The 12,641-nt window shown below is 67.4% G+C and carries 11 protein-coding genes; 9 read left to right on the forward strand and 2 right to left on the reverse strand.

Translation table 11 applies throughout. From position 1 onward, the window contains the following. Positions 1–5 precede the first annotated feature (5 nt). The 8 genes from FB468_RS06325 to FB468_RS06360 are packed head-to-tail and all read left to right on the forward strand — an operon-like array spanning position 6 to position 7,375. Positions 6–770 (forward strand): ABC transporter ATP-binding protein, encoded by a 765-nt coding sequence (locus FB468_RS06325; RefSeq protein WP_141886594.1) that lies wholly within the window; start codon positions 6–8, stop codon positions 768–770. Then, positions 767–1,483 carry an ABC transporter ATP-binding protein gene (locus FB468_RS06330; RefSeq protein ID WP_141886595.1) on the forward strand — a complete coding sequence of 239 codons (717 nt, stop codon included), beginning with the start codon at positions 767–769 and terminating at the stop codon, positions 1,481–1,483. The genes FB468_RS06325 and FB468_RS06330 overlap by 4 nt, the downstream gene beginning before the upstream one ends. After that, positions 1,480–2,361 carry a branched-chain amino acid ABC transporter permease gene (locus FB468_RS06335; RefSeq protein WP_141886596.1) on the forward strand — a complete coding sequence of 294 codons (882 nt, stop codon included), beginning with the start codon at positions 1,480–1,482 and terminating at the stop codon, positions 2,359–2,361. Before FB468_RS06330 ends, FB468_RS06335 begins: the two co-directional genes overlap by 4 nt. Next, complete coding sequence (locus FB468_RS06340; protein WP_246055781.1) at positions 2,361–3,431, forward strand: branched-chain amino acid ABC transporter permease; 1,071 nt, start codon at positions 2,361–2,363, stop codon at positions 3,429–3,431. The genes FB468_RS06335 and FB468_RS06340 overlap by 1 nt, the downstream gene beginning before the upstream one ends. Then, positions 3,428–4,975, forward strand: a complete 1,548-nt coding sequence (locus FB468_RS06345; protein WP_141886597.1) for a class I adenylate-forming enzyme family protein — start codon at positions 3,428–3,430, stop codon at positions 4,973–4,975. Before FB468_RS06340 ends, FB468_RS06345 begins: the two co-directional genes overlap by 4 nt. After that, positions 4,972–5,706 (forward strand): TetR/AcrR family transcriptional regulator, encoded by a 735-nt coding sequence (locus FB468_RS06350; protein ID WP_141886598.1) that lies wholly within the window; start codon positions 4,972–4,974, stop codon positions 5,704–5,706. The genes FB468_RS06345 and FB468_RS06350 overlap by 4 nt, the downstream gene beginning before the upstream one ends. Then, positions 5,703–6,470, forward strand: a complete 768-nt coding sequence (locus FB468_RS06355; protein ID WP_141886599.1) for a 3-hydroxybutyrate dehydrogenase — start codon at positions 5,703–5,705, stop codon at positions 6,468–6,470. The genes FB468_RS06350 and FB468_RS06355 overlap by 4 nt, the downstream gene beginning before the upstream one ends. Further along, positions 6,467–7,375 carry an alpha/beta fold hydrolase gene (locus tag FB468_RS06360; protein ID WP_141886600.1) on the forward strand — a complete coding sequence of 303 codons (909 nt, stop codon included), beginning with the start codon at positions 6,467–6,469 and terminating at the stop codon, positions 7,373–7,375. Before FB468_RS06355 ends, FB468_RS06360 begins: the two co-directional genes overlap by 4 nt. Before the next feature lie 107 nt (positions 7,376–7,482). On the opposite strand, the gene FB468_RS06365 is transcribed toward FB468_RS06360, so the two are convergent. Further along, positions 7,483–9,318 carry a phosphoenolpyruvate carboxykinase (GTP) gene (locus FB468_RS06365; RefSeq protein WP_141886601.1) on the reverse strand — a complete coding sequence of 612 codons (1,836 nt, stop codon included), beginning with the start codon at positions 9,316–9,318 and terminating at the stop codon, positions 7,483–7,485. 121 nt (positions 9,319–9,439) lie between these two features. On the opposite strand from FB468_RS06365, the gene FB468_RS06370 reads away from it, so the two are divergent. Further along, the gene (locus FB468_RS06370; protein ID WP_141886602.1) at positions 9,440–10,909 is read left to right on the forward strand and encodes a helix-turn-helix domain-containing protein; all 1,470 of its coding nucleotides are present in this window, start codon (positions 9,440–9,442) and stop codon (positions 10,907–10,909) included. 360 nt (positions 10,910–11,269) lie between these two features. Here the strand turns inward: FB468_RS06370 and FB468_RS06375 are convergent, their stop codons facing one another. Next, the gene (locus FB468_RS06375; RefSeq protein ID WP_141886603.1) at positions 11,270–12,610 is read right to left on the reverse strand and encodes an NAD(P)/FAD-dependent oxidoreductase; all 1,341 of its coding nucleotides are present in this window, start codon (positions 12,608–12,610) and stop codon (positions 11,270–11,272) included. Positions 12,611–12,641: the final 31 nt, after the last annotated feature.

The raw sequence follows: 12,641 nt of genomic DNA on the forward strand, positions 1-12,641 counted from the left end.
CGCACGTGCACACCCAGCCCCCGTCCGCCCTCACCGTCTCGGGCCTCGGCCTGAAGATCGGCGGCGCCACGATTCTTGACAGCGTGGACCTCGACGTTCCGCAGGGATCGATCGTCGGCGTCATCGGCCCGAACGGCGCGGGCAAGACAACCCTCTTCAACGTGATCTCGGGGCTCATTGCGCCGACAAGCGGCACTGTGTCGCTTCACGGCAACCCGATCACGAAAAGCTCCGTCGCCGCCCGCGCGCGGGCGGGGCTGGGCCGCACGTTCCAAACTTCCAGCTACTTTCCCGGGCTCAGCGTGCTCGAGAACGTCAGGCTCGCTGCCCAGGCGACGGCGGGCGGCAGCATGTCGCTCCTCCGCTTCCCCAAGCAGGGCGACTCGGCGACTCAACTCGCCCTCGAGACGCTCGAAACCGTCGGGCTCACCCACCAGGCGATGACGCTCGCCGGCGACGTCTCACACGGCGACAAGCGCAAGCTCGAGATAGCCGTGCTACTCGTCTCAGATTCAAGCGTCGTGCTGCTCGACGAGCCCATGGCCGGCGTCGCGTCTGGCGACGTGAGTGGGCTCGTGCAGAACATTCGCGACATGCAGGCAGAAAAGCAGTGCACCGTGCTCATGGTCGAGCACCACATCGACGTACTCCTCGGATTCGTTGACCACGTCGCCGTCATGTACTTCGGCAACATCATCGCATTCGACACCCCGCAGAACATCATGGAGAACCCCACCGTGCAGAGCGCATACCTTGGACGCGCAGTATGAGCGCGCCAATCCTCACAGTCTCAGGCCTCGAATGTTCCATCGCCGGGCAGCAGGTCGTTGAGGACGTGTCCTTCGACGTCCCCGCGACCGGAATCACCGCGGTCCTGGGGCGCAACGGCGCGGGCAAGACCTCAACCCTTCGCGGCATCATGGGGCTCATCACCCGCTCAGGCGAAGTGCGACTCGCTGGTGAGCGAATCGACGCGCTCCCCACCCACAAGCTCGTGCAGCGCGGCATCGGGTACGTCCCCGAAGACCGCGAGGTGTTCGGGTCGCTGAGCGTCGCCGAGAACCTCGCACTCGCCGAGCGCGGCCCGAACCCGCGGCGCGAGTTCGTCGCCGACCTGTTCCCCGATCTCGTCGCACGCCGCGACCAGGCTGCAGGAACACTCTCAGGCGGCCAGCAGCAGATGGTGTCGGTCGCACGCGCCCTTATCAACGACAACCGGCTGCTGCTCGTCGACGAGCCGACGAAGGGGCTCGCCCCGAAAATCGTCCAGGAGGTCGCCGACGCGCTCGCCGAGGCGGCGACGACCGTGCCGATCCTGCTCGTCGAGCAGAATCTCGAGGTCGTCAGGCAGCTCGCCGATGACGCGATCGTGATTTCCTCCGGTCGCGTCGTCTACACCGGCAAGGCGGCCGACATTCTCGACGACGAGCAGCTCACCACGCAGCTCCTCGGCGTCCACGCAGAGGGAGGGAGCCAGCTGTGAGCGCACTCGTCCTGACCCTCATCACCGGTGTCGGCCTCGGCGCCCTCTACTTCCTCGTCGCCTCCGGCCTGAGCCTCATCTATGGGCTCATGCACGTGCTGAACTTCGCGCACGGCGCCTTCCTCACGCTCGCTGCGTTCATCGGGTGGCGCACCGCGCAGGCGCTCGGCACGGACAGTTGGTTCGCGCTCATCGTGTCGGTGCTCGTCGGAGCGCTCGTCGGGGCGGTCTTCGCGACGCTCACGGAGCTCCTGCTCATTCGGCCGCTCTACGAGCGCCACATCGAACAGGTGCTCGTGACGGTCGGCCTCTCGTTCGCGGCGATCGCCCTGTTCGAGGGCATCTGGGGCTCGGACCCGATCACCGTCGCCGGGCCCGCCTGGCTCAAGCAGACCACCCTCGTGCTTGGCGCGAAGATCCCGAACGTGTACTGGATCCTGATCCTCGCCGCCGCGCTGGTGCTCACCGCGCTCGTGCTCTTCCTGAAGAAGACGCGCTACGGCGTGATCATTCGCGCCGGCGTTGAGAATCGCGCGATGGTCACCGCGCTCGGAATCGACGTGCGCAAAGCTTTCACACTCGTCTTCGCGATCGGCGGCGCGGCCGCCGGCATCGGCGGCGTGCTCGCCATGCACTACATGACGTTCGTCTCGGCGCACCTCGGCCAGACACTCCTGATCTTCGCGTTCATCGTGACGGTGGTTGGCGGCCTCGGGTCGCTCGCGGGTGCCGCAGTCGCGTCAGTGCTCGTCGCCGTGCTCCAGCAGTTTGCAAACTTCTATCTGGGCGGCACGGGCGACTTCATCGTCGTGATCTTGCTCGCCGTGGTACTCCTCGTGCGACCCCGCGGCCTCATGGGACGAAAGGTGGCGCAGTAATGTCGGCACACACAATGCAGCTCACCGCGCCACGTCGGCCGGTTCTCCCCGTCGTAGCCGGGTTCGCGCTCGTTGCTTTCGCTGCGGCGCTCCCCCTCCTCAACCTGCAGATCCCAGGAATCCTCCCGACGCCGACCTACATGCCGGGCAGCCTCGCGTTGCTGTCGCTCTGCATGGTCTTCGCGGCGCTCGCGCTCTCCTACAACATGCTGCTCGGCACCGCAGGCATGCTCTCGTTCGGGCACGCGCTGTCGTTCGGCGGCGGCGCGTACCTCCTCGGGATCGCGCTCGCACAGTTCGACCTGCCGCTCGTGCCGGCCGTGCTGCTCGCGCTCATCGGCGGCCTCGTCATCGCGCTCGTCACCGGATCGGTCGCGAACCGCGTCTCTGGAATCCCGTTCGCGATGGTCACGCTGGCATTCGCGCAGGCAGGGTCGGTACTCGTTCGCCGCAACGCCCAGGTGACAGGCGGCGAGGAGGGTCTCAGCCTCGCAACCGCGCAGGTGCCCGACTGGCTCGTCGGCGTCGTGAACACGCGCAACCTGTACTGGGTTATCCTCGCGATCCTCGTGTTCGTCTACCTCGTCGCGCTCTGGGTTGATCGCAGCCGCCTCGGGCACCTCGCACGCGCGTCGCGCGAGAACCCCGAACGCGTGAAGGTGCTCGGCCTCAGCCCGTACGCCGCCAAACTCACCATCTTCGTCATCGCCGCAGTGCTCGCGAGCCTCGCTGGCGTCGGCTACATGCTGTTGCAGTCGGGCACCGTACCCCGCGCGGTCTCAGCCGACCTCACGATCACCGTGCTCGTGATGGTCGTGCTCGGCGGCGTCGGCTACCGGTGGGGTGCGATCGCGGGTGGCTTCATCTACACGATCCTTGATCAGCGCCTCACGGTGCTCGCGAAAGCCGATGTGATCCAGGGGCTCCCCGATGTGCTGCGGATCCCGCTTTCCGAGCCGCTCTTCCTGCTGGGCACGCTGTTCATCCTCGTCGTCATGTTCCTTCCCGGCGGAATCGCTGGCACGCTGGATACAGCATGGAACACACGCACGCGGAAGAGCCGCCCATGAGTGACTACACCATCGGCAATTGGCTAGCGGATCGCGCAGCGATAGACGGTTCGCACATCGCGATCGATGACCGCGGGGTGCTCACCTCTTACCGCGCGCTCGATTCCCGGGCCCGGGCGCTCGCGTCTCGGCTGGCCGAAGCGGGCTATGGGGCGGGCGGTCGCATCGCGACCGTCTCGGGCAACTCGACTGACCACGTCGTCGCGTTCTTCGCCTGCGCGATCCTCGGCATCGCGTTCATTCCGCTGTCCTGGCGCCTCACCGCTCGCGAACTCGGCGAGCTCATCAGGCGCTCGCAGGCAGACTTGCTGCTCGTGGAAGACGAGTACGCTGGGCTCGGCGAGCAGGCGCTCGCGGTGCTGCGGGAGGCAGGCGATAGCGCTCCCCCGTGCGCCGAGCCCGGCCTCGCTGGCGTCGAGCAGTTCGCACCGCCCGCGGCGAACCCGCGCGAACGCCGAGACGCCGAGGCCGGCGACCCGCTGCTCGTCGTGTTCACCTCGGGCAGCGAGGCCGCGCCAAAGGGGGTCGTGCTCACCCACCGCTCCTGCTTCTGGACGAATCTCGCGCTCTCGCGCGCAATGCCCATGAGCTCGGCCGACGTCGTGCTCTCGATCCTGCCGCAGCACCACGTTGCGGCGTGGAACGTGCAACCGTTGCTCGCGTGGTGGGTCGGCGCGACGGTCGTGCTTGAGCGCTCCTTCCAGCCGGGCCGCGTGCTGCAGCTCATCCGGGAGCGGAAGGTCACCACCATGATGGGGGTGCCGACGCAGTACCAGATGCTTTTTGCGCAGCCGGGCATCGAGAGCGCAGACCTTGGCTCGCTGTCGCGGGTACTCGTCGGCGGCTCGACGATCCCCGAGCAACTCGCCGTCGAGGCAGCCAGGCTCGGTTTGCCCCTCGCGCAGGGGTACGGGCTCACGGAAGCGGGCCCGAACGTGCTGCACCTGCAGGCCGCCGAGCTCGCTGAGTTTCCTGGCGCCGTCGGGCGCCCCTACCCCTCGGTCGAGACCGCAATCGTCGACACCGAGAGCGGTCTCCCCCTCACGGGCGCCGCGACCGGCGAGCTCTGGGTGCGCGGCCCGAGCCTCTTCGCCGGCTACCTCGACGACGTGGCAACGACCGAACGCGCGATGTCGGATGGCTGGCTGCGCACCGGCGACATCGTTGAGCGTGACGCCGGCGGCATCCACCGGGTCGTCGACAGGGTGAAGAACATCTACGTGTCGGGCGGCGAGAACGTCGCGCCGGCAGAAGTCGAGGCCGCGCTCTGCGCGCATCCCCTCGTCGAGGCCGCGGCCGTCGTCGGCGTTCCCGACCCGGTGTGGGGCGAGCGTGGCTTTGCGTTCGTCGTCGCCACGACCCCGCTCTCGCGCGACGAACTACTCGCCCACGCGCGTTCCAGGCTCGCCCCGTTCAAACTGCCGGCGCACGTCGAGTTCGTCGACGAACTGCCGCGATCCACCATCGAGAAGGTCGCGCGCGGCGAGCTCGCAAACCGGGCACGGACCGCGCTCGCCGCACACGATCAGACAGGCACCGCATGACCTCCCACAGCGAACCAGCACCCGCGACCGGTGAACCGGCCGCACCTGACGCCGGTGAACCGGCCGTACCTGACGCCGGTGAACCGATCTCGCCCGCGACCGGCCGGCCGCTCACCAAACGCGGTCTCGCGACCAGGCGGCGGCTACTCGAAGCGGCAGAGGGAGTCTTTGCCGACCTCGGCTACCACGAGGCGTCAATCGTGAAGGTCACCGAGCGCGCCGGCGTCGCCCTCGGCACGTTCTACCTGTATTTCGACAGCAAGCAGAGCATCTTCGAGGCGCTCGTGATCGACCTCAATGACCGCGTCAGGCAGTCAATGACCGAGGCCATGGCCGGGGCAACGAACCGCATCGAAGCAGAGCGCGGTGGGTTCGAGGGGTTCTTCCGCTTCACGGCGAAGCACCCGGCACTGTACCGGGTCGTCAGGGAGGCCGAGTTCGTCTCTCCAGAGACGATGCGGCTGCACTACGAGCGCATCGTCGAGGGGTATACGGCCGGCCTGCGGGCGGCACAAACGGCGGGCGACATCGATCCGCAGCTCGACCCTGAGGTCGCCGCATGGGCGCTCATGGGCCTCGGCGAACTCATCGGCATGCGCTACATCCTCTGGGAGCGCAACGCTGACGGGACGGCCCCTGACCGGATCGCCCCGCACATTCTCGACGCAATGATGCAGTTCATCAATGGCGCGCTCGGCGGGTCACACACACGGAAGGGAGCGGAGTCGTGAGCGATCAGGATCTCGCGGGCCGCAGGGCCCTCATCACCGGAGGCGGCTCGGGCATCGGGCTCGCGTGCGCGCACGAGTTCGCGGCGCGCGGCGCCCACGTCATCGTTGCCGACATCACCGCCGACGCCGCCGAGCGCGCGGTCTCCGACCTCACCGCAGCTGGTGGGGCGGCGGAAGCCTGGGTCGTTGACCTCGCCGACACGGGCCCGCTCGACGGACTCAAGCTCGACGTCGACATCATCGTGAACAATGCCGGGGTCCAGCGGGTGAGCCCCATCGAGGAGTTCGACCCCGATGCGTTCCGACTCATCCAGCGGCTCATGCTTGAGGCCCCGTTCCTCCTCATCCGCGCGGCTCTCCCCGGCATGTACGAGCGCGGCTGGGGCCGCATCATCAATCTGTCGAGCGTGCACGGGCTGCGCGCGAGCGCGTTCAAGTCGGCGTACGTCGCCGCCAAGCACGGCTTGGAGGGGCTGTCGAAGGTGACGGCGCTCGAGGGCGGCCCGCACGGCGTGACCAGCAACTGCGTAAACCCGGGGTACGTGCGCACCCCCCTCGTCGAACGACAGATTGCCGACCAGGCCAAGGTTCACGGGGTTCCCGAGAGCGAGGTTGTCGAGCGCATCATGCTCACCGAGAGCGCGGTGAAACGACTCGTCGAACCCGAGGAGGTCGCTTCTCTCGTCGGCTGGCTTGCCTCGAACCAGTCGGGCATGGTGACGGGGGCGTCGTACACCATGGATGGCGGATGGAGCGCTCGATGAGCTCGCACACCTATCGCACGGTCGATGTACCGGTATCCGGTGGACTGCTGAGGGTCGGGGTCTGGGATCCCGTGTCACCGACCGCTGGCGATCCAACTGCGCTCGCGATTCACGGAGTCACGGCCTCCCACCTCGCCTGGCCCTTTGTTGTCGAGGAGCTCCCCGGTGTCCGGATCATCGCCCCCGACCTCCGCGGCCGCGGAGCGAGCAACGGCGTCGACGGCCCGGCGGGAATGGCGGCCCACGCGGCCGACCTGGTCGCGGTTCTTGACGCGTTCGGTGAGCGCTCGGTTCCGGTGTTCGGGCACTCGATGGGGGCGTTCGTCGCCGTCACACTTGCCAACCTCGCGCCCGAGCGGGTCGCTCGCCTCGTGCTCATCGACGGCGGCCTGCCGCTCGACGCCCCCGCGGGGGTGAGCGCTGAGGCGCTGGTGCAGGCGATCCTCGGGCCGACCGCCGAGCGCCTCTCGAAGCGCTTCGCCGACGTGCCCGCCTACCTTGACTTCTGGCGGGCGCACCCCGCGTTCGCGCGTGACTGGAGCGCGGAGCTCGAGGCGTACTTCGCATACGATCTCGTGCCAGACGGCGACGCGCTACGTCCGGCGACGAGCCTCGCGACGACGACCGACGATACCGTCGACATGAACACGGGCTCGACTCTCTCCGCGGCCCTCAGGGCGCTGCCGGCATTCGTTAGCCCGGTCGAGCTCATCACGGTGGCTCGCGGGCTCCTCGATGAGCCCCCGGGGCTCTACCCACCGGCGCACCTCGCGGCTTTGCTCGAGGCGCTCCCGAACGTGCACCATGTCGAGGTGCCCGACCTCAACCACTACACGGTGGTCATGAGCGAGCGTGGGGCGCGAGCAATCGCGCCGATCCTCAGCCGCGAGTTCTCCGCGCACTGACTTCGGACGGGCCCATTGCCCCAGCACACAGCGAGAGGGCGGCGCGGCGGGAGAATCTCCCTGCCGCGCCGCCCTCTGGCGTTACGCGCCCCTTCGGGGCTTACGCGCTACTTCCCGAGGCGGTCACGCAGCGCGTCGAGCTCAGCGGTCAGCGCCGCCGGGAGGCGATCGCCGAACTGTGCGAAGTACTCCTCGGTGAGGTCAGCCTCGGCGAGCCACGAGGTCGGGTCGATGGCGAAGATCTTCCCGAGATCCTTCTCCACCTCCTCGATGCCGGTGAGGTTCAGCTCACCCGGCGCCGGGATGGTGCCAACCGCGGTCTCAACGCCGGTGTGCTCGCCCTCAACGCGGCGAATCACCCAGTCGATGACGCGCGAGTTGTCGCCGAAGCCGGGCCACATGAAGTTGCCGTCCTCGTCCTTACGGAACCAGTTCACCTGGAACATCTTCGGCGCGTTCTCGCCGAGCTGCTCACCCATCTCGAGCCAGTGGCCCCAGTAGTCAGCCATGTTGTAGCCACAGAACGGGAGCATCGCGAAGGGATCGCGGCGGAGCTCACCGACGGTGCCCTCCTGCGCCGCGGTCTTCTCGGACGAGATCGTCGCGCCGACGAAGACGCCGTGGTTCCACGAACGCGACTGCGCGACGAGCGGCACGTTGGTCGCGCGGCGACCGCCGAAGAGGATCGCGTCGAGCGGCACGCCGTCTTGCTCGTACCAGTCGCGTGCGAGCGACGGGGTCTGCTGGATCGGCACGGTGAACCGCGAGTTCGGGTGCGCTGCGGGGCGGCCGGAGTCGGGCGTCCAGTCGTTGCCCTGCCAGTCGATGAGGTGATCGGGGACCGAGTCGGTCATGCCTTCCCACCAGACGTCACCGTTGTCGGTGAGCGCAACGTTCGTGAAGATCGTGTTGCCCCAGAGGGTCTCCATCGCGACGGGGTTGGTCGACTCGCCGGTGCCGGGCGCGACGCCGAAGAAGCCTGCCTCGGGGTTGATCGCGTACAGGCGGCCGTCCTTGCCGGGGCGGAGCCACGCGATGTCGTCACCGATGGTCTCGACCTTCCAGCCAGGAATCGTCGGCTGCAGCATCGCGAGGTTGGTCTTGCCACACGCCGAGGGGAACGCCGCCGAGAGGTGGTAGTCCTTGCCGGTCTCGGTGTTCGTGAGCTTGAGGAGCAGCATGTGCTCTGCGAGCCAGCCCTCGTTCTTGCCCATGACGCTCGCGATGCGCAGCGCAAAGCACTTCTTCGAGAGCAGCGCGTTTCCGCCGTAGCCCGAGCCGTACGACCAGACCTCGAGGGTGTCGGGGAAGTGCGTGATGTACTTCGTGTCGTTGCAGGGCCACGCCGAGTCTTCAGCGCCGTCGACGAGCGGAGCGCCGACCGAGTGCACGGTGCGCACCCATTCGCTGCCCGGGGTGATGCCGTCGAGCGCCTGCTGGCCCATACGGGTCATGATGCGCATGTTGAGCACCGCGTAGGGCGAATCGGTGATCTCAATGCCGAGCTGCGTGATGGCGCCGCCTACGGGGCCCATCGAGAACGGCACGATGTACATGGTGCGGCCGCGCATCGATCCCTCGAAGAGGGGCATGAGCTCGGCGCGCATGGCGTCAGGGGCGACCCAGTTGTTCGTGGGGCCGGCGTCTGCTTCGTTTTCCGAGCAGATGAAGGTGCGATCCTCAACGCGCGCAACGTCGGCGGGATGCGAACGGGCGAGGAAGCTGCCCGGGCGCAGGTTCTTGTCGAGCGGGATCAGGGACCCTGCCTCAACCATTTCACTGGTGATGCGGTTCCACTCGTCCTGCGAACCATCGCACCACAGAATTGCGTCGGGCTGCGTCAATTCCGCAACCTCGGTGACCCACTGCAGAACCTCTGCGTTGTCGGTCGTCGCGTTCTCGCGAACAAGTTCAGTGATCGAAGCGAGAGTAGCGTTACTCATACCGTCGAGTCTCCTTGGGGTTTCGTCGAACCGGGCTGTATTTCTATTGTCGCGGCCCCCGTAACCCTCCGTTCACCAAAACCGCTGTCAAATTTTCAGGTTTTTGACATATAGTCAACTTATGAGCCCTCAACTCGCCTCCTCACTCAGCGCCGCCACGGTCGACCGCCTGGTCCTTGGCAAGCGCCTCAGGCATTTTCGCAACCAGGCAGGCCTCACGCTCGAGCAGCTCGGCGGCCGCGTTGGCGTCGTGCCGAGCCAGCTGTCACTCGTCGAGAACGGAAAGCGCGAGCCCAAGCTCACACTCATCCAGGCGGTCGCTCGCGAGCTCGGCATCGACGCCGGTGACCTGTTGAGCGAGGAGGCGCCCGACCGGCGTAGCGAGCTCGAGATCGAGCTGGAGCGGGCCCAGAGCACGCCGGGCTACGAACAGCTCGGGCTCCCCCGGATCCGCACCCCGCGCTCTCTCAACGACGAAGCCCTCGAGGCGCTCATCGGCCTGCACCGCGAGCTCGCACGTCGCACCCGCGCGGCAGCGACGACCTCTGAGGAGGCGAGGCGTGCGAACACGATGATCCGCTTGCAGATGCAGGCGCGCGACAACTACCTTCCCGACATCGAGCTCATCGCATCCGACCTTATGCGGCGCATCGGCCACACCGTCGGCGCTGTCACGCACCGAGACGTCGCGATGGTTGCCGAGCTGCTCGGTTTCACGCTCATCTTCGTTGACGACCTGCCCTCGAACACTCGAAGCATCACCGATCTTGAGAACGGTCGCATCTACCTGCCACCGACCTCGATCCCTGGTGGGCACGGCCTCCGGTCGCTCGCGCTGCAGGCGATGGCGCACCGCGTGCTTGGTCACTCGGAGCCAGAGAGCTACGCGCAGTTCCTCGAGCAGCGGCTGCAGATCAACTACTTCGCGGCCGCGTGCCTGCTGCCCGAGGCGCGGGCCGTCGACTACTTGCAGCAGGCGAAGCGCAACCGCAACCTCGCGATCGAAGACTTCCGTGACGCGTTCGGCGTCACGCACGAGGCGGCCGCACACCGGTTCACAAACCTCGCGACGAGGCACCTCGACCTGCGCGTGCACCACTACCGTGCAGACGGCGCGGGAACGCTCGTGCGCGGGTACGAAAACGACGGCAAGCCCTTCCCCACCGACGAGGGCGGTGCGATCGAGGGCGAGATCCTCTGCGCAAAGTGGGGCGGCAGAACCGCCTTCCACCGCCAGAACCGAACGAGCGAGTTCTACCAGTACACCGATACACCGAACGGGACGTACTGGACAAGCGTGCAGACGGGTGAGGCGGAGCACGGCCCGTTCGCGATCGCCTGTGGGGTCCAGTTCGACGATGCTCGCTGGTTCAGGGGGCGCGACACTCAGGTGCGCAAGCGTTCCACCTGCCCCGACACGTCGTGCTGCCGAACCGCGCCGCCAGCGCTGCGTGAACGGTGGGAGGGGAAGGCCTGGCCGAGCGCGCGCATGCACCAGCACGTGCTTGCCCCCCTGCCGACGGGCACCTTCCCCGGGGTCGACGACACCTCGATGTACGAGTTCCTGTCGAAGCACGCTCCCGAGGTGTAGGGCTGCGGCCAGCTGGTCTTTCCCGCGCACCGGCCCGCCGCACGCACAGGCCCGGCCCTCCCGGCTGCATCCCGACCCTCCAGGCTGCATCCCGGCCCGCCGACCGCCTCCCGGTCGGCCCGCGCACCGATTCCACCCCAAGTCATCCGTTCGCGCCCAAATGTCCCGGGCATTTGAGGTGGAATAGAAGATTTGGGGTGGAGGGAGCGGAGGGAGCGGAGGGAGCGAGTGCCAGCCGCGGGGAAAGCACCCGCCACGTCACGGCTCGGGCACGCGAAGGGCCGCGAAACCCCAGTGGGTCTCGCGGCCTTCAGCGCGACTCGCTACTCACACGAGCAGCAGCGCAAGCAGCAGCAGAACTTAGTCAGCGGCCGGGCGCGGGCGCGAAGCGAACTCCTCGAACACTGCGCGGGGCTCGGTGACTGCCTCGATGTTGACGATGTCACGGCCGAGGAAGAAGTGTCCAACCCAGCCGCCGAACACGCGCCACTTGCGCTCCCACGTGGGGATAGCGAGGCCGTGGTAGAAGCGGTGCGCGAGCCACGCGATGTAGCCCTTGAGCGTGAAGTTGCCCGAGCGGAACACACCGGTGTTCATGCCGAGGCCCGCGACTGCGCCCTGGTTCTTGTGGTTGTACTCAACGACGCCCTCACCGCGCAGCGTCGCGACGATGTTCTTCGCGAGCAGACGGCCCTGGCGCACGGCGTGCTGTGCGTTCGGAACGCAGAAGCCGCCGGGGCCGGGGGTCGAGGAGATGTCGGGAACCTGCGAGGTGTCACCCGCGGTCCATGCACCCTCGACGATCTCGCCCTCTTCGGTCGCGACGCGCAGCGACGGCGTGCCGACGACGTGTCCACGAGCACCGATCGGGAGGTCGGTTCCACGGAGGAACGGACGGGGCATGACGCCAGCGGTCCAGACGATGAGATCAGACTCGTACTTCTCGCCGGTCGACAGCTCGATGTTGCCGCCCTCAGCCGAAGACAGCTGCGTGTCGAGGTGAATGTTCACGCCGCGGCGGGTCTGGTCCTTGACGACCCAGTCAGCGAGCCCCTCGGTGACCTCGGGCATGATGCGGCCCATGGCCTCAACGAGGTGGAACTTCGTCTCGTCGAACGTGATCTCCGGGTAGCGGCGGAGCAGCGCGGTCGCGAACGAGCGCAGCTCAGCGACCGACTCGATGCCAGCGAAGCCGCCGCCGACGACGGTGACGGTGAGCAGGCGTGCGCGCTCAGCCGAGTCCTTCGGCAGCGACGCGGCGCGCTCGAAGTTGCCGACCATGCGGTCGCGGATCGCGACGGCCTCTTCGATGGTCTTCATGCCGATGGCGCGGTCAGCGATGCCCGGGATCGGGAAGGTGCGCGAGACCGAACCGGTCGTGATGACGATCTGGTCGTACTCGAAGTCGTACGCCTCGCCGGTATTCGGCGTGATCGTTGCGGTCTTGGTGGCGTGCGAGATGCCGGTCACCTTGCCCGCGACGTTCGCGGTCTTCTTGAGGTGACGGCGACGCGCCACAACCGCGTGGCGGGGCTCGATCGAGCCAGCAGCAACCTCGGGAAGGAACGGCAGGTATGCCATGTACGGAAGCGGGTCAACGATGGTGACCTCAGCCTCGCCGGCACGGAGAAGCTTCTCGAGCTTCCATGCGGTGTAGAAGCCGGCGTAGCCGCCGCCGACGATCAGAATCTTCTTCGCCACGAAGCGATCTCCTTGATGATCAAATATGCAC

Origin of the sequence: Leucobacter komagatae, assembly GCF_006716085.1 — a bacterium.
Lineage (GTDB): Bacteria > Actinomycetota > Actinomycetes > Actinomycetales > Microbacteriaceae > Leucobacter > Leucobacter komagatae.

Coding starts and splice junctions, on each gene's coding strand:
- FB468_RS06340 (WP_246055781.1), top strand. CDS start 2,361: ATGTCGGCACACACAATGCAGCTCACCGCGCCACGTCGGCCGGTTCTC.
- FB468_RS06330 (WP_141886595.1), top strand. CDS start 767: ATGAGCGCGCCAATCCTCACAGTCTCAGGCCTCGAATGTTCCATCGCC.
- FB468_RS06365 (WP_141886601.1), bottom strand. CDS start 9,318: ATGAGTAACGCTACTCTCGCTTCGATCACTGAACTTGTTCGCGAGAAC.
- FB468_RS06360 (WP_141886600.1), top strand. CDS start 6,467: ATGAGCTCGCACACCTATCGCACGGTCGATGTACCGGTATCCGGTGGA.
- FB468_RS06370 (WP_141886602.1), top strand. CDS start 9,440: ATGAGCCCTCAACTCGCCTCCTCACTCAGCGCCGCCACGGTCGACCGC.
- FB468_RS06350 (WP_141886598.1), top strand. CDS start 4,972: ATGACCTCCCACAGCGAACCAGCACCCGCGACCGGTGAACCGGCCGCA.
- FB468_RS06345 (WP_141886597.1), top strand. CDS start 3,428: ATGAGTGACTACACCATCGGCAATTGGCTAGCGGATCGCGCAGCGATA.